Origin of the sequence: Actinacidiphila oryziradicis, from assembly GCF_005047355.1 — a bacterium.
GTDB classification, from domain to species: Bacteria; Actinomycetota; Actinomycetes; order Streptomycetales; family Streptomycetaceae; genus Actinacidiphila; species Actinacidiphila oryziradicis.
On the sequence record NZ_SUMC01000004.1, the window covers coordinates 84,558 to 102,273 of the forward strand.

Genomic DNA, 17,716 nt, shown 5'->3' on the forward strand with positions numbered 1-17,716 from the left:
GTGTCAGTCGTGGCCGGTACTCTCGGTTTCAAGATGAGAGACGAGATGTCCCCCGCCGAGCGTTACGCCGCAGCCAAGTTCCGCGCGGCCGAGCAGGCCACCGCCCTTGCGCCCTTCCGCGCTATGTACGACTTCGACCTGGACCAGTTCCAGATCGATGCCTGCCAGGCCCTGGAGGCCGGAAAGGGAGTGCTGGTCGCTGCCCCCACGGGGTCGGGCAAGACCATCGTGGGCGAGTTCGCCGTCCACCTGGCCCTCACCGAGGGCCGGAAGTGCTTCTACACCACGCCGATCAAGGCGCTGTCGAACCAGAAGTTCGCCGACCTGGTGAAGCGCTACGGCGCGGACAAGGTCGGCCTGCTCACCGGCGACAACAGCGTGAACGGCGATGCCCCGGTGGTCGTGATGACCACCGAGGTGCTGCGCAACATGCTGTACGCGGGCTCGCAGGCCCTCGACGGCCTCGGCTATGTCGTGATGGACGAGGTGCACTACCTCTCCGACCGGTTCCGGGGTGCGGTGTGGGAAGAGGTGATCATCCACCTCCCGCAGTCTGTGACCCTCGTCTCACTCTCGGCCACCGTCTCCAATGCCGAGGAGTTCGGCGACTGGCTGGACACCGTGCGCGGCGACACCGAGGTGATCGTCTCCGAGCACCGGCCTGTGCCGCTCTGGCAGCACGTTCTGGCCGGGCGGGGCATGTACGACCTCTTCGAGGAGAAGGAGGGGGTGATCGCGCCCTCCCGGCGGGAGGTCAACCCCGATCTCGTACGCCTGGCCCGGGCCGAGAGCCAGAATTCCTTCCGCGGCAATGGCCGCGGGCGTGGCCGGGAGGCCGACCGGGAGCGGGAGCGCCGCCATCGCGGCCGGGTGTGGACGCCCAGCCGGGCGGAGGTGATCGAGCGGCTCGACGCCGAGGGACTGCTGCCGGCCATCACCTTCATCTTCAGCCGGGCGGCCTGCGAAGCCGCCGTACAGCAGTGCCTGTACTCAGGGCTGCGGCTCAACAACGAGGAGGCCCGGGCGCAGGTCCGGAGCATCGTCGAGGAGCGCACCGCCTCCATCCCCGACGAGGACCTGCATGTGCTGGGGTACTTCGAGTGGCTGGAAGGCCTGGAGCGGGGTATCGCCGCGCACCATGCCGGCATGCTGCCGACTTTCAAGGAGGTCGTCGAGGAGCTTTTCGTCAGGGGCCTGGTCAAGGCGGTCTTCGCGACCGAGACACTGGCGCTGGGTATCAACATGCCGGCCCGCTCGGTGGTTCTGGAGAAGCTCGTCAAGTGGAACGGTGAGACGCACGCCGACATCACCCCCGGTGAATTCACCCAGCTGACCGGGCGCGCGGGACGGCGTGGCATCGATGTCGAGGGCCACGCGGTGGTGCTGTGGCAGCGCGGCTTCGACCCGGCCGGGCTGGCCGGCCTCGCGGGCACCCGGACGTATCCGCTCCGGTCGTCCTTCAAGCCCTCGTACAACATGGCGGTGAATCTGGTCGGCCAGTTCGGCCGGCACCGCTCGCGGGAGCTGTTGGAGACCTCATTCGCCCAGTTCCAGGCGGACCGGTCGGTGGTCGGAATCTCGCGGCAGGTGCAGCGCAACGAGGAGGGTCTGGACGGCTACAAGGAGTCCATGACCTGCCACCTCGGTGACTTCGACGAGTACATGTCGCTGCGCAGGCAGCTGAAGGAACGCGAGACCGAGCTTTCGCGGCAAGGCGCCACCCTGCGCCGGGCGGCCGCCGCCGACGCCCTGGAGAAGCTCAAGCCGGGCGACATCATCCATGTCCCGGCCGGCAAGTTCGCCGGGCTGGCCCTGGTGCTGGACCCGGGGGTCCCGGCGGGGCGCAGCCCCGGCCACTTCCGCGGCGACCCGCACCTTCAGGACGGTCCCCGCCCACTGGTGCTCACCGCCGAACGCCAGGTCAAGCGGCTCGCCTCGATCGACTTCCCGACCCCGGTCGAGGCCCTGGACCGGATGCGCATCCCCAAGACCTTCAACCCGCGCAGCCCGCAGTCCCGCCGCGACCTCGCCTCGGCGATGCGCTCCAAGGCCGGGTCCGCCGGAATCGCCGGGCCCCAACGGCACCGCAAGGAGCGTGCCGCCGCGGCTGACGACGTCCAGCTCGCCCGGCTCCGTACCGAGATCCGCGCGCACCCCTGCCACGGCTGCTCCGACCGCGAGGACCACGCCCGCTGGGCAGAGCGATACCACCGGCTGCGCCGGGACACCAAGCAGCTCGAACGTCGCATCGAGGGCCGTACGAACACGATCGCCCGCACCTTCGACCGGGTGTCCGCGGTCCTCACCGAGCTGGGCTACCTCGAGGGTGACAAAGTCACCGGTGACGGCCGTCGCCTCGCCCGTCTCTACGGCGAGCTCGACCTCCTGGCCAGCGAATGCCTCCGCGACGGCGTCTGGGACGAGCTCAACCCCGCCGAGCTCGCCGCGTGCGCCTCGGCCCTGGTCTACGAGGCCCGCCAGGCCGACGACGCGGTCGCGCCCAAGCTCCCCACCGGCAACGCCAAGCAGGCGCTGGGCGAGATGGTCCGCATCTGGGGCCGCCTCGACGCCCTTGAGGAGGACCATGGCATCAACCAGACCGAAGGCGTCGGCCAGCGCGAGCCCGATCTCGGTTTCGCCTGGTCCGCCTACCGCTGGGCATCGGGCCACGGGCTGGACGCGGTGCTGCGCGATGCCGATATGCCGGCGGGCGACTTCGTGCGCTGGACCAAGCAGCTGATCGATGTGCTCGGCCAGATCGCCGGAGCGGCGCCGGACGCCAGCCCGGTCCGCCGCAACGCCCGCAAGGCGGTTGACGGACTGCTCCGCGGGGTGGTGGCGTACTCGTCCGTGGGGTGAGCGGGGCAGGGCCCTCCGTCGCCGCATTTCCCGGCCCGTCCGGCCCTTGAGGACGGCGCCGCCGCCCCGTAGTCGAGCAGGGCCTGGGCGACGGTCTCCGGGGTGCCGGCAAGGGCGTTGGAGTTGCCGACCGCCGCCGGTCTCGGCGGCGGTCGGTGTCCACGGGCACTGGGAGCCGGATCGAACGGAGTGGTTGACACTTCGCGGACCGCCCAGTGGGTTGCGCGCTGCTGCTCGTGGTCGTTGCCGGCGGTGATGAAATGGACTGCGAGGCGGCCGTCGCTGATCCGTTTCAGGGTCGCGGAGGTCTTCGCGGCGATGTATGCGGCGGCGGGTGGTCAGCTGATTGCGTGGAACAGCCAGATCCATGCACGGCCAGGTTATGCCGGTGGGAAGTGGCGCACGACGAGCGCCGAGTTGAAGCCCCCGTAGCCGCGGGCGACCACGAGCGCGCTGCGCAGCCGGGCCGGCCGCGGCCGGTCGGTGACCAGGTCGACCGGGCAGTCGCCGGCGGGCTCGGCCACGCCGGTGGTGGGCGGGATGACCTGGTCGCGCAGCGCCAGCAGGGCGGTGGCGGTGTCGAGGGCGGCGCCGCCCGCGTAGAGGCGGCCGACCATGGATTTCGGCGCGGTGACGGGGACGCCGTACGGGCCGAATACCGCGGCGAGCGCCTGCGCCTCGGCGCGGTCGCCGGACCGGGTGCCGACGGCGTCGGCGAAGACCACGTCGATCTCGGACGGGTCCAGACGGGCGTCTGCCAGGGCGAGTTCGATGGCCCGCCGCAGGGTGGGAGGCCGGCCATTGCCCTGTGCCGGGTCGAAGGTGGCCGCATAGCCGGCGATGGCGCCGTGCACCTGGGCGCCGCGCTCGTGCGCGGCCCGCGCTGTCTCCATGACGAGCATCGCACCGCCCTCGCCGGGCACATGGCCGGCGGCGGTGGCGGCGAACGGGGTGTAGGCGGCGCGCGGGTCGGAGCCGAGATTGAGCTGTCCGTTCGGCAGTTGGGCGACGAGTGCGGCGGGGTCGAGCGGGGCCTCCGTCCCGCCGGTGACGGCCGCGCGGGCGCCGGCGCGCAGGGTGCGACGGGCCTGGGCGATGGCATCGAGGCCGCCGGCCTGCTCGGCGGCGTGGACGCTGCCGGGCCCCTTCATATCGTGCAGGATGGCGATCTGGCCGGTGGTGGCCGCGTAGAACCAGGCGACCGCCTGATACGCGCCGATCTTGCGCGGGCCCTCGCTCCACAGCCGCTGAATCGCCCGGTGGCCGAACTCGGCGCCGCCGATGGAGCTCGCGGTGGCCACCGCGAAGCCGTACTCGGGCACCTCGGCGGGGTCCAGCCCGGCGTCCTGGAGGGCCATGGCGGTGGCGGCGACGGCGAGATGAGTCATCCGGTCGGTCTGCGTCACACGGTACTGGCGGAGGAACTCGGTTGGGACAAAGCCTTCGACCTCGCCCACGACGCGCAGTGGGAAGCCGTCGGTGTCGAAGCGGCTGATGCGGCGGATGCCGAGACGTCCGGCCAGCGTCGCCTCCCAGTACGCCTCGGTGCCGGTGCCGTTGGGGGCGACGACACCGATGCCGGTGACCACGGGCTCGTCGGTGGCCTGTTCGGCGTGGATGGGCGGTCGCGTCCACGGTGCGGTCATGCCGCCACCGCCCCGGACCGGGTGAGCACCATCGCGCACTGGAAGCCGCCGAAGCCGCTGGCGGTGGTCAGCGCGACGTCGGTGCGCTGCTCGCGGGCGGTCAGCGGAACGTAGTCGAGGTCGCAGTCCGGGTCGGGGGTGCGCAGATTGGCGGTGGGCGGCAGCACGCCGTGCTCGATGGCGAGGGCGCAGGCGGCTATCTCCATCGCGCCGATGGCGCCCAGCGGGTGGCCGACCACAGACTTGATCGAGCTGATAGGGGCGCGACGGGCGTGTTCGCCCAGTGCGGCCTTGAACGCGGCCGTCTCATGCCGGTCGTTCTGCGGGGTGCTCGATCCGTGGGCGTTGATGTAGTCCACGTCCCCAGGGGCGACGCGGGCCCGTTCCAGGGCGCAGCGGATGGCCTCGGCCAGATCCAGGCCGTCGTCCTTGAGCGCGGCCATGTGGTGTGCGTTGCTGCGGCCCGCGTAGCCGGCTATCTCGCAGTAGATGTGGGCGCCGCGGCGCAGGGCGTGCCCGAGCTCCTCGACGATCAGTACGGCGGCGCCCTCGGCGAGGACGAATCCGTCGCGGTTCCGGTCGAAGGGGCGGGAGGCGTGGGCGGGGTCGTCGTTGTTCGGCGAGGTCGCCCTGATGACGTCGAAGGCGGCCACGGCGGTCGGGGTGATCGGCGCTTCGGACGATCCGGCGATCACGATGTCGGCGGAGCCCTCCTCGATGAGCGCGGCGGCATGTCCGAGGGCGTCCAGACCGGTGGTGCAGCCGTTGGACACCAGTCCGACCGGGCCTTCCGCGCCGGCCAGCCTGGCGGTCTCTGCGGCGAGGGTGCTGGGCACGAGCGACTCGTAGGCGTACGGCATCACGTAGGTGTGGTCGACCACCCACAGCTTGCCGCGATCGCTGAGCACGACGTACTCGCTCTCCATCCGGGTGGCCGGGCCGACGGCCGTGCCCATGCTCACCCCGAGCCGGGCGGGGTCACAGGCTTCGGTTTCGAGGCCGCTGTCCTCCAGCGCCTCACGGGCGGCCACCGTGCCGAGCTGTACGCAGCGGTCCATCCGGCGGATGTCGCGGGGAGTGAGGCCATACTCGGCGGGGTTGAAATCGCATTCACCGGCGATGCGCGACCGCAGGCCGGTGGGGTCGAAGAGGGTGATGCCGCGGATGGCGCTGACGCCCGAGGTGATGCGCTCCCAGAACGCCTTGCGGCCGTTGCCGCCGGGTGCGATGACGCCCAGGCCGGTAACGGCCGCCCGGCGGCGTCCTGTTGGCGTTGTGCCGGCTATTGCCATGGTTGTGGCCTCCCCGTTGTGGACCCGTAGTGAATTGCCCGGAATCAAATGATGTGCGGGATATACGGGCCGCATGAACGGTGGCAGGGCCCCGTTGAAACGGTCAAGAGTGGACGGAGGCGGACAACTGCCTGGGTGGGGCGGAGTAGGGCGCAGGGGTGTACGTGCCGGGCGGGAACAGCGGGGTCGTCCTGATCCGTACTGCGAGTGAGGGGGCGTGCGGAGGCCGGCCGCGTGCGCCGGTGGCCGCCCACCGGCGCATCGCCCGAGGCTCCGGCGACAGAGCCGAACGCCTGTCCATGTTGCGCCGGCCTGGTGGGGCCGGCCACTCGATTCATTTACCGCCGTGCAACTGATCGTTCGAACGGATCACGCCGATTTGGCTGGCCGCCCCATCAGCGGCCGCCTGCGAGGTAGCGGCGCCAGCCGCCGTGGGCGGTGATGTCGTCGGCGCCCGTGATCGCTTCGGCTTCGCAGAGGAAGCCCGCCACCTCGCTGCCGTCCGCGAGCGCGACCCTGCCGATCGCCATCGGGCTGGGCAGCGCGGCGACGAGGGCGCCCAGGCCCTCCACCGGCAGCTCCCAGACCTCGGCCTCGATGGCGGCGCCGTCCTGGGAGGTGCGTACGAGACCGGGCTTGGGCGGCGTGGTCTCCAGCGCGTACAGCCGGTACGCCGGAGCGGTGGCCGTCGTCGCGGCCAGCCGGCCGCCCAGGGCGCGGAGTTGCCCGTTGAGCGGCTGGCCCGACAGGTGCGCGCCGACCACGGCGAGCCGGACGGCCGGTGTCAGCAGCCGGGCGATCGCCGCCGCCCGCTCGTCGGTGAAGGCCCGGCCGACCAGCATCACCCCGAACGGCAGACCGTTCACCTCGCCGGCCGGGACCGCGATGCCGCACATGTCCAGCAGATTGGTGGAGTTGGTGAAGCGCCCCAGCCGGGCGTTCGCGGCCAGCGGCTCGGCGGCCACCTCGGCGATGGTCGGGTGACCGGGCGCGGTGGGCAGCAGCAGGGCGTCGGCGTCGCCGAGCTCGGCCATGGCCCGCGCATGGAGAGCGGCCAGTCGGTCCTGGTCGGCGAACAGGCGGTGCGCCGGGAGGTCGCGTGCGGCGGTGATGATGCGGGCGACGGTCGGGTCGAGATCGGACGCGTCGGCGTGCTTGTCGATAAAGCTACCTACGGCGGTGTAGCGCTCCGCGACGAACGCGCCCTCGTACAACAGCACGGCCGCCTCCGAGAAGGGGGTGAGATCGATGGGCAGCAACTCCACACCCGCGTGCGCGAGCCGCGCCACCGCCGCCTCGTACGCCTCCGCCCAGCCCGGGTCCAGCTCACCGAGCTGCTCGGCCGGCGGTACGGCCACCCGCCACGGCCCGGGCCGCCGTGCCCCGGACGCGGCGATCTCGCGGGCCGGGGGCGCGGCCAGGTGCGCCAGGGCACGCTCGGCCTCCGGGATCGTACGGGCGAATACAGTGACGCAGTCCAGGCTCGCGCACGCCGGCACCACGCCCTCGGTCGGTACCACACCCCGGGTCGGCTTGATGCCGACGATCCCGTTGAACGCCGCCGGCACCCGGCCCGAGCCCGCCGTGTCCGTGCCCAGCGCGAAATCCGCGATGCCCAGCGCCACGGCGACCGCCGAACCCGAGCTGGAGCCCCCGCTGACCCGCTCCGGGTCGCGCGCGTTCCGTACGGCGCCGTACGGGCTCCGCGTACCGACCAGACCGGTGGCGAACTGGTCCAGATTCGTGCTTCCCAGCACCACCGCCCCGGCTGCGCGCAGCCGAGCCACGGCGGGCGCGTCCGCTTCGGGCTCGTACGCGTAGGTGGGGCACCCGGCGGTTGTCGGCTGGCCGGCGATGTCGATGTTGCCCTTCACGGCAAAGACCGTGCCGGCCAGCGGCAGCGGCTCGCCTGCGGCGACGCGGGCGTCAACGGCCTTCGCCTCGGCTTCCGTTTCGGCCTGCGGGCGCAGCCCGACCCACACCTCCGGCCGGTCGACCTCCGCGATCCGCGCGTACGCTGCACGCACGCGGCCCAGGGCTGTTCCGGTCATCGTGTCTCCTTACGTTTCGTTCCGGCTGCGGTACCGGGTGCCTAGTCTGTGCGGCTGGGCCGGCGCTGTTTCGTCCCGTCTGCCGGGGTTGCCGAGCCTCCCCCAGCTACCTCCCCCAGCCTTCGGCCGGGAGGTGCCCCCAGGAGGTGCCCCCACAAGCGCCGGACGGGCTGGGTTTGTCCGGCCGGACCGGCGCGGCAGGTTGTCCCGGCTGCGGGCCTCCCGGTTCCGCCCCGTCTGCCGGGGTTGCCGATCCGTCCTCAAGCGCCGGACGGGCTGGGTTGTCGTGCTGGCCGGCACGCCGGGTTGTGGTCGGGGTCGGGGCCGCTGTGGGGTGATCTCCTCGGGGCTCGCGCGTGCGGGTCCACAGCACACTTGCCCGGGGTGCATGTGCTCGTCCTCTGCGGGGACACCCCGGCGCGTCCCCTCCCGGCCGGACAGGCGCGTGACGCCCCGCTCGTGGCGGAGACCGTAAAACCCACGCACCGCACGCCGGGGTGACCGAAGGACACCACGCACCGCAAGGCGCCGTGGCGGCCGGAGGGGGCGGTGCAGGGGTGTCCCCGCAGATTTTGTCGCCGTATGCCGGTGGCGATGGCGCATGGTGCGGGGGGTGCTGGCGACACTGTCGTGGGGGCACCTCCTGGGGGCACCTCCCGGCCGAAGGTTGGGGGAGAGTCACCCCGGAGGCGCCACCGACCCACCCCCCGAACAAAGCGCACCCCACCCCCGGCGCAGGTCACGCTGGGGCCAGCGTCAGCAGAACCGTTCCGGCGTCGACTTGGTCCCCGGGGCCGACGAGGATGTCGGCGACGACGCCATCCCCGGGGGCCTCGACGGCCGACTCCATCTTCATCGCCTCCAGGGCGACCAGCTTCTGCCCGGCGCGCACCCGCTCGCCGGGCCGCACCGCGATCTGCCAGACGCTCGCCGCGAACTCCGCCTCGACCGTCCGGCCGCCCGCAGGGACGGCGATGTCGCCCGATGGAGCGGCGGGCACCGCGACCCGCTCGGCGCGGGCGAATTCACCGGATGCCTCCCATGCGTCCCGTTCCGCCGCGAAAGCGGCACCCTGTCGAGCCCGGAACTCAGCGATCGAGTCCGCGTTCGAGGCCAGAAACCGCTTGTGGTCCGCGAGAGCGAACTCGCCCTCCTCGATCCGTAGCTCCAGCCGCCCGGCAGCCATGTCGGCCCGCATGTCAAGGAGCTCGTCAGCTTCGACCGGATACCACTTGATGCGGTCGAAGAAGCGCAGCAGCCAGGGGCGCTGCGGCTGCTGCCAGCCGGACCAGACCTGCACCGTACGCCCCACGAACTGGTAGCCGCCGGGCCCTTCCATGCCGTAGACGCAGAGATAGGCCCCGCCGATGCCGACGGAGTTCTCGGCGGTCCAGGTCCGCGCGGGGTTGTACTTGGTCGTCACCAGCCGATGCCGCGGGTCGAGCGGGGTGGCGACCGGGGCGCCCAAGTACACATCGCCGAGCCCCAGTACCAGATACTCGGCGTCGAAGACGGTCCGGTACACATCATCGACCGAATCCAGCCCGTTGATGCGGCGGATGAACTCGATGTTCCAGGGACACCAGGGCGCGTCGTCCCGAACCCCCGCCATATAGCGGGTGATGGCTTCACGTGTCGCCGGATCATCCCACGACAACGGCAGGTGGACCGTACGGCTGGGCACCACCAGCTCGTCGGCGGCCGGTAGTTGCTTCTCCGCCTCCTGTACGAAATCGAGCAGCTTGGCGGTGGGAAGGACCTGCGGGTCGACGTGGACCTGGAGCGACCGGATACCGGGCGTGAGATCCACGACGCCGGGGAGCCGTTCGGCGGCAAGCCGCTCCGCGAGCGCGTGGACACGCATGCGCAGGGCGAGGTCGAGCTGCATGGGGCCGTACTCGATGAGGAGGTTGTCGTCGCCGCTGCGCCGGTAGGTCACGGCCGGGCGTGTGTCGGACTCCGGGACACGCCCGAGCACGCCGCCGTCGCGCACTACAGGGCGCGATGTCCCGTCCTCCATGACGGGGACGAAGGAGACGGTGTCGCCGGGCCGCAGCTGGCCGAGCTTCCAGCGCTCGGCGGTGACGATCGTCGCGGGGCAGACGAAGCCGCCGAGCGACGGGCCGTCGGGGCCGAGCAGCACGGGCATGTCACCGGTGTAGTCGACGGCGCCGACGGAGTACGGGGTGTCGTGGATGTTGGAAGGGTGCAGTCCGGCCTCCCCGCCGTCACTCCGTGCCCACCGGGGTTTGGGGCCGACGAGGCGGACGCCGGTGCGTGCGGAGTTGAAGTGGACCTTCCAGGCGGCGGCGTAGAAGTCGCGTATGTCGTCCTCGGTGAAGAACTCGGGCGCGGCGTGCGGCCCTTCGACGGCACCGATTGCCCACTCGGTGCCGAAGTCCGGCCGCTGCGACCGCGGCACGGGGAAGCCCGTTGCTGTACGGCCACCGCCGTGCAGTACATCGCCCGCTCGCAGCGCCCGCCCACCGTGGCCGCCGAAGCGGCCCAGTGTGAAGGTGGCAGCGCTACCGAGGAAACCGGGCGTGTCGAGGCCGCCCGCGAAGAGGACGTAGGTCCGCAGCCCGGACCCGTCCGGTGCCGGGACGTCCAGCACCGAGCCCGCCGGGACGGTGAACGGCTCCCACTGGGGGACCGGCTGCCCGTCGACGGTGACGGCGGCCGGAGCGCCGGTCACGCACACGGTCGTGGCATGGGTGAAGCGCAGTTGCGGCCCCTGGATGGTGCACTCCAGGCCGGGCGCGCCCTCGTCGTTGCCGAGCGAGGTGTTGCCCAGCCGGAAGGAAAGGTCGTCCATCGGTCCGCAGGGCGGCACGCCGACATGCCACAGGCCCGTCCGGCCCGGCCAGTCCTGGACGGTGGTGAGGGTGCCGGGGCGGACCACTTCGATCCGGGCGGTGGGGTCGGTGATGGCGTCCAGCGAAGCAGTGGTGTGCGTGGCCGCGCGCAGCCCGGGCGTGTCGAGGGCGGCGCGCAGCAGTCCGAGGTTGGTCTCTATGCCGTCGATACGGGTGGCGTCCAGGGCCCGTGCGAGCCGGTCGAGGGCGTCGGCGCGGTCCGTGCCGTGGGCGATGACCTTGGCGAGCATCGGGTCGTACGAGGTGGTGACCTCGGTGCCGGCCGCCACCCAGGCGTCCACGCGTACGCCTTCGGGGAAGCGGACCTCGGTAAGCAGGCCCGCGCTCGGCCGGTGACCGCGGCTGGGGTCCTCGGCGTAGATCCGGGCCTCGACGGCGTGACCGCTCGGCGGGCCGGGGTCCATGTCGAAAACCTCGCCCTGGGCGAGCCGCAGCATCCACTCCACCAGGTCTGTGCCGTAGGTCTCCTCGGTGACCGGGTGCTCCACCTGGAGGCGCGTGTTGACCTCCAGGAAGTACGCCTCGCCGCGCGCGGTGTCGTACACGTACTCCACGGTGCCGGCCGACCGGTAGTCCACGGAGGCGCACAACGCGCTCGCGGCGGTGGCGAGCTGTTCGCGCACAGCGTTGGGCAGCCCGGGCGCCGGTGCCTCCTCCAGCACCTTCTGGTTGCGCCGCTGCAAGGTGCAGTCCCGGTCCCCGAGCGTGACCACACGCCCGAGACCGTCGCCGAAGACCTGCACCTCCACATGCCGGGCGCGCTCGACCAGCCGCTCCAGGAACACCCCGGCGGAGGAGAAGCTGGCGGCGGCGACCCGCTGCACCCGCTCCCAGGCGTCGGCGAGTTGAGCCGCGTCATGGCACGCCTGCATGCCGATGCCGCCGCCTCCGCCGGTGGCCTTGAGCATCACCGGGTAACCGAGTGTTCCGGCTGCCTCGATTGCGGTTTCCACATCGGCAAGGAGCCCGGTGCCGGGCAGCAGCGGCACACCGGCCGCTTCCGCGGCGGCCCGGGCGGTGTGCTTCGCGCCGAACAGCTCCAGCTGGCGCGGGGTCGGCCCGACGAAGACCAGGCCGGCTGCTTCGCAGCGCCGGGCGAACCCCGCGTCCTCGGAGAGGAATCCGTAGCCGGGGTGGATGGCGCCGGCCCCGGTCGCGCGGGCGGCCTCCAGTATCGCTTCGGCGTTGAGGTAGCTGGCCTTCGCGGGCGCCGGGCCGAGCCGTACGGCCTCGTCGGCAAGCCGCACGTGAGGTGCTGGGCGGTCGGGGTCGGAGTACACCGCCACCGTACGCAGTCCCATGCGACGGGCCGTGCGGATGACGCGGGCGGCGATCTCGCCCCGGTTGGCGACCAGCAGGGTGTCGAAGGTCATGAGGCGGCGCCTTCGGCGATCGTCATCAGCACCGGGGTCGGGTCGAAGCCGTTGCAGGGGTTGTTGATCTGCGGGCAGTTGGAGACCAGGACCAGAACATCCGTCTCGGCGCGGAGTACAACCCGCAGCCCGGGGGCGGAGATGCCGTCGACGATGCCGAGGGTGCCGTCCGCCTCGACCGGCACATTCATGTACCAGTTGATGTTGCTGACGAGGTCGCGCTTGCCGAGGCCGTACTTGGCGCCCTCGGCCAGGAAGTTCTCCACGCAGGCGTGCTGCGACCAGGTGTGGTGGCCGTAGCGCAGAGTGTTGCTCTCCTTGGAGCAGGCACCGCCGACGGTGTCGTGGCGGCCGCAGGTGTCCTCGACGACGGTCATGAGCGGGGTGTGCTCGTTCGAGAGCAGCACGCTGCCGGTTGTCAGGAAGATGTTGCCCTGGGCGTGGATGGTGTCGGGGGCGCTGTAGCGGACAGCGGTGTCATGGGCGTCGTAGAGGAGGCAGTCGACGGCCTGGTTGCCGCCGAGGTCGGTGATGGTGAGGTGCTGGCCCCTGCGAACGACGGCGGACCAGGGGGCGCGGGCGGCGACGATGGTCTCGCTCAGGGTCTCGGTCACTGGATCCCCCTGGCGGCGAGGTGGTCGGCGGTGTTCAGGAAGGCGCGGCGGCCCTCGGGCGTGGCGTCCCACAGCGGATCGCCGGGGGCGGTCGGCCGGGCGCGCCAGGCCAGCACTTCCAGCGGCGACGAGACGTACTCCGGGCGCGGGTCCACCGGGTGCGGCACATTGGCGATGAGTACCGTCAGCGGCTGCTCGGCGCGCAGTGTCACCGACGCCCCCGGTCCTGCCGAGCCTGTGAACTCCAGCTTTCCGTCCGCGACGACCCGGACCGCCTGGAAGAAGGAGAGCGACGGCGGCAGGTCGCGCGGCTCCAGGCCGTTCTTCAGCGCCGCCAGTTTCAGCAGCTCGCGCCCGGCGGGCGAGGCGCCCTGGGGGGAGCCGTCGCCGTACAGGGCTGTGTTGCGGGCGGCGGTCGATGTGCCGCAGAGGGCGTCGTGCTTCCCGCTGCTGTCCGCGACGACTGAGGCGAGCACCCGGCCCTGGTCGGAGAGGAGCAGATGGCCCTCTGCTATGTAGGCGTTCCAGAGCACCTTGACCGTGTCGGCCGCGTTCAGCCGCTCCCAGGGCCGGTCTGCCACGTACAGCAGTAGGTGTGCGCAGGCGTCTCCCGCGAGGTCGGTCAGCCGGAGTTCCGTTCCGCGCGCGAGCACCTTGTGCGTGTAGCTGCCACCGGCCACGGTCTCCGCCCATACCAGCGCGTCCGGCGCGACGCCTTCAGGCGGCGCCGGCCAGGCACTGGCGGGCAGTACGGGCATGGCGTCGGCCCGTGTGCCCTCCTGGGCACGGGCATGGTCGCGGGCTCCATACGTCGTAACAGTCCCTGTCGCCACGGCGCTCCACCTCCGGCTCGACGGCTAATTTCTATCGTTCGACAGAAATTACGGCCAGGTGACTTCGGCTCCGTTGCCCGCCTGTTTCGGACGGGTTACCGAGCGCTCACCGCGCGGGGCGTCCGGGTGTGTGTGCGACGATCGAGCTGTGACCACCACGGGACGGCGCGTCGGACGGCCGCGTGCGACAGCGCGCGCTGAGAGCGGCCTCACGGCCCGCGAGGAACTCCTCGCGGCCGCCGGCCAACTCTTCACCACGCGCGGTTATACCGCCACGACCACGCGCGCCATCGCCGAACGGGCCGGTATGCGGCAGGCGTCGATGTACCACTACTTCGGTGGCAAGGAAGACGTACTGGCCGCGCTGCTGGAGGGCACCGTCCGCCCCTCTCTGGACCTCGCCCTCGCGCTCGCCGCGCGGGACGACCTCCCGGCCGAGGCCCGGCTGTGGGCGCTGTGCCGCGCCGATGTCGCCCTGCTGTGCGGCGGCCCGCACAACCTGGGCGCGCTCTACCTCCTCCCGGAGGTGCGGGCCGAACGCTTCGCGGACTTCCGCGCCGTGCGCGACGAGCTCAAGGCCGCGTACGCGGGACTGCTCGCCGCCACCGCCGCCGGCGCGGAACTCCCCGAAGACGAGCTCGCGCTCCGCGCCGACCTCGTCTTCGGCCTCATCGAGGGCGTTATCCTCATCCGTCGCGAAGCTCCGGACCGTGACCCGGCCGACTTCGCCTCCGCCACGGCGGACGCGGCACTGCGGGTCGCGGGCTGTGCGGAGCACGTCCTGCCCAAGCTCCGCCGCGAAGGCGAGGCGCTGCACGCCGGATGACGCCGGCCTGGATGTGCGGAGCGCCTGCCGTGAGGCGCGAACGTTGCGAGGATACCCCCGGGTACCGGGCGGGGCTGATCTCCTCGCACGGCCGCCAGGTGCTCGCCGCCGGGCAGTGCCGTGGCGCAGGCACAGCCGCTTGCCCCGCGGGCGGCCGGCACCGCCAAACAGGCAGTCGTGCGCGACCTCTGGACCCCACCGCCCGCCCGTGTTGTCATGTCCACCGGAGCCCTGGGTTGCAACGTAGTAAACACCGCTTCGTGACGTGTGCTCCACACCGGGCGTCTGCAGCAGTGCCGCAGGCCGCGTCGGGTACCGGTCAGACCGCCGTTCAGGGACGAAGGAGCGTGTCGTGGTGAGGTCGGGCAGATGGTGGGGCGCGGTCGGGGCCGCAGCGTTGCTGGGCGGTCTTCTCAGCGGGCTGGGCGCGCCGCCCTCCGCGGCCGGGGTTCCGTCCGCGGCCGCCGCGTCGGCTTCGGCGGGCACGTCGTTCCTCGATCACGACGCGCTGTTGAGCGGCGTCCAGGACCCGGCGTGGTTCAAGGCGAACATCCCCTTCTTGGACGTGCCCGACCAGCAGATCCGGGACGTGTACTACTACCGGTGGCAGACGTACAAGGAGCATCTGGTCTACACCGGGCCGGAGTACGGCTGGCTGTCGAGCGAGTTCCTCCAACCGGTCGGCTACGGCGCCCCGTACGGCGGGATCTCGGCCGCGGCCGGGCACCAGATCACCGAGGGGCGGTGGCTGCGCGACCAGTCGTATACCAAGGACGACGTCGACTACTGGCTCGGCGGTCCGGGGCAGTTCCCCAAGCCGCAGACCGACGCCGTGAACGCGGACACCTCGGACTGGGCGCACGAGTACAGCTTCTGGGCGGCCAGTGCGGTGTGGCAGCAGATGCTGGCCACTGGCGACCGGGGCTTCGCGCAGTCGCAGGAGGCGTCGCTGGTCAAGCAGTACAATGGCTGGGCCAACCACTTCAACCAGTCGCTGGGCCTGTACTGGCAGGCGCCGGTGTGGGACGCGACGGAGTACTCCGCCTCGTCGTATGAGTCCTCCGACCCCTATCACGGGGGCTACGGCTATCGGCCGACGATCAACGCCTACCAGTACGGCGACGCGCGGGCGGTCGCCGCGATCGCCGCCCTTTGGGGCGACACCGGCACGGCCGACGACTTCCAGGCCCGCGCCACCGCCCTGCAGAACGCGGTGCAGGCGCACTTGTGGGACGCGGGGCGGCAGTTCTACTACGGTGTGGCCCGGGACAACAACCAGTCGCTGGGCAAGACCGGCAGCCGCGAGCTGATGGGCTACCTGCCCTGGATGTTCGACATGGCACCGGCCGCGAACGCCGGAGCGTTCGCCCAGCTCAAGGACTCCAACGGCTTCGCCGCCCCCTACGGGCCGACGACGGTGGAACGGCGCAGCCCCTGGTTCATGTACCAGGCCGGCAGTTGCTGCCACTGGGACGGCCCCTCCTGGCCGTTCGCCGCCTCCCAGACCCTGACGGCGGCGGCGAACCTGCTGGAGGACTACCCGGCGCAGTCGGTCTTCTCCAGCAGCGACTACGTCAACCTGCTGCACACCTACGCCGCCACCCAGTACCGGGGCGGCGTCCCCTACGTCGCCGAGGCCCACAACCCGGACAGCAACACCTGGCTGTACGACGCGAACGACCACAGCGAGGACTACAACCACTCCACCTACAACGACAACGTCATCTCCGGCCTGATCGGCCTGCGCGGCCAGAGCAACGACACCCTGGTCCTCAAGCCGCTCGCCCCGGCCACCTGGGACTACTTCGCACTGGAGAACACCCCGTACCACGGACACAACGTGACCGTGCTGTGGGACCGCACCGGCAGCCGCTACGGCCAGGGGGCCGGCCTGCACGTCTACGTCGACGGCAGCCAGGTCGCCTCCCAGGCGGGTCTCGGCGCGCTTACGGTCAACGTCGGCGCGCCGATCACCCAGCCGAGCACGGGCACGATGGTGGACATCGCCGCCAACGGCCAGCGCTTCGCCTCGGGTCCGCAGCCCTTCGCCTCCTACACTTCCAGCTACGACAACGTCTGGAACGGCGTCGACGGCATCATCTACCGCGAGGGCATCCCCGAGAACAGCCGCTGGACCTCATACGCCACCGGCAACGCCAGCGACTACTACGGCGTCGACTTCGGGCGCGACCAGAAGACGGGCGACGTGCGGCTGTACTTCTACGACGACGGCGGCGGGGTGCGGACCCCAGCCAGCTACGACCTGCAGTACTGGACCGGCACCGGGTGGGCCACCGTGCCCGGCCAGACCCGCAACCCCGTCGCGCCCACCGCGAACGCCCAGAACGAGATTACCTTCCCGGCCCTGACGACCAGCCGGCTGCGCGTCGTGGCGCCCAACGCCGGCGGCGGCACCGGCTGGGGCCTGTCGGAATTCCAGGTCTGGGCCGCGCCCGTCTTCCAGATCGCCAACGTCAACAGCGGCAAGCTCCTCGCGGTCGACCACGCCTCCCTGGCGGACAGCGCCAACGTGCAGCAGTACGCCGACACCGGCACACCGGACCACCTGTGGAAGCTCGTCAAGGCGGGCAGCGGCTGGTACAAGATCGTCAACGTCAACAGCGGCCTGCTGCTCGCCGTGCAGGGCGCCTCGACCGCGCTGAGCGCCCAGGTCCAGCAGTACCACGACAGCGGCACCAGCGATCACCTGTGGCGGCTGATCGACGCCGGCGGCGGCCAGTACAAGATCGTCAACCAGAACAGCGGCCTGCTGCTCGGCGTCGCCGGCATGTCCACCAGCGACAGCGCCAACGTCGTCCAGTACTCCGACAACGGCACCGCAGACCACCTGTGGACCCTGCGATCCGCCGCGACCCCCTAGACCGACAACCGTCCGAATGCCGACCGCCACCGCAGCGCCATGCCGTCACAAAGCCACACGCAACCTGCGGTGCCACCTGGGTGGGCTGTGGCCCGCCAGGACTGAGGCTCACTGGGCGGCGAGTCAAGAATCAGGTCGATACCGTGACGGGCCATGAAGCCGTTCGTCTACCAGCGAGCCGACGGCCAGCGGCCAGAAGGCGAAACGCTCCTTCATATGTGTAGGTTCGCATTTCGCGTGTCCCTTTCTCATTGACGGTGGCCTTTGTCCGGCCCAAGGGACAGGGCGGTGAGACGAACGCTGTCCTGTCGCACTGAGCCTGTCGGATTCTCACCGCTTCTCGTTCGTGCTGTCGGATTCTCATTGTGTCGCGCGCTGAGCGACGACGTTTGCCCCGTACGTGGGGTTTGATCTGATTTTCCTGGTCCGGTTCTCGCGGTACCTGTCACGGTCGTTTTCGGCAGG

9 protein-coding genes are annotated in these 17,716 nt (G+C 71.3%); 3 read left to right on the forward strand and 6 right to left on the reverse strand.

What is annotated here, in order from left to right:
• Positions 1-33 precede the first annotated feature (33 nt).
• On the forward strand, positions 34-2,859 hold the full coding sequence (locus FCI23_RS05975; protein ID WP_136722392.1) for a DEAD/DEAH box helicase: 2,826 nt from the start codon (positions 34-36) through the stop codon (positions 2,857-2,859).
• A gap of 380 nt (positions 2,860-3,239) precedes the next feature.
• Here FCI23_RS05975 and FCI23_RS05980 read toward each other — a convergent pair whose 3' ends face one another.
• From FCI23_RS05980 to FCI23_RS06005, 6 genes are all read right to left on the reverse strand, one after another.
• Positions 3,240-4,505, reverse strand: coding sequence for a ketosynthase chain-length factor (locus FCI23_RS05980; RefSeq protein ID WP_136722393.1), 1,266 nt, complete (start codon positions 4,503-4,505; stop codon positions 3,240-3,242).
• Positions 4,502-5,797: a beta-ketoacyl-[acyl-carrier-protein] synthase family protein gene (locus FCI23_RS05985; RefSeq protein ID WP_136722394.1), complete on the reverse strand. Its 1,296-nt coding sequence runs from the start codon at positions 5,795-5,797 to the stop codon at positions 4,502-4,504. The genes FCI23_RS05980 and FCI23_RS05985 overlap by 4 nt, the downstream gene beginning before the upstream one ends.
• Positions 5,798-6,192: 395 nt before the next feature.
• On the reverse strand, positions 6,193-7,848 hold the full coding sequence (gene atzF / locus FCI23_RS05990; protein WP_136722395.1) for an allophanate hydrolase: 1,656 nt from the start codon (positions 7,846-7,848) through the stop codon (positions 6,193-6,195).
• A 739-nt stretch (positions 7,849-8,587) separates the two neighbouring features.
• Positions 8,588-12,097: a 5-oxoprolinase/urea amidolyase family protein gene (locus FCI23_RS05995; protein WP_136722396.1), complete on the reverse strand. Its 3,510-nt coding sequence runs from the start codon at positions 12,095-12,097 to the stop codon at positions 8,588-8,590.
• A complete protein-coding gene (locus tag FCI23_RS06000; RefSeq protein WP_246143414.1) occupies positions 12,094-12,711 on the reverse strand; it encodes an urea amidolyase associated protein UAAP2 in 618 nt (205 codons plus the stop codon). Before FCI23_RS06000 ends, FCI23_RS05995 begins: the two co-directional genes overlap by 4 nt.
• The gene (locus FCI23_RS06005) at positions 12,708-13,544 is read right to left on the reverse strand and encodes an urea amidolyase associated protein UAAP1 (RefSeq protein WP_136722397.1); all 837 of its coding nucleotides are present in this window, start codon (positions 13,542-13,544) and stop codon (positions 12,708-12,710) included. The genes FCI23_RS06000 and FCI23_RS06005 overlap by 4 nt, the downstream gene beginning before the upstream one ends.
• Before the next feature lie 148 nt (positions 13,545-13,692).
• On the opposite strand from FCI23_RS06005, the gene FCI23_RS06010 reads away from it, so the two are divergent.
• Positions 13,693-14,370, forward strand: a complete 678-nt coding sequence (locus tag FCI23_RS06010) for a TetR/AcrR family transcriptional regulator (RefSeq protein WP_136722398.1) — start codon at positions 13,693-13,695, stop codon at positions 14,368-14,370.
• A 355-nt stretch (positions 14,371-14,725) separates the two neighbouring features.
• Entirely contained in the window at positions 14,726-17,251 is a 2,526-nt protein-coding gene (locus FCI23_RS58150) for an MGH1-like glycoside hydrolase domain-containing protein (RefSeq protein WP_136722399.1), read from the forward strand.
• Positions 17,252-17,716: the final 465 nt, after the last annotated feature.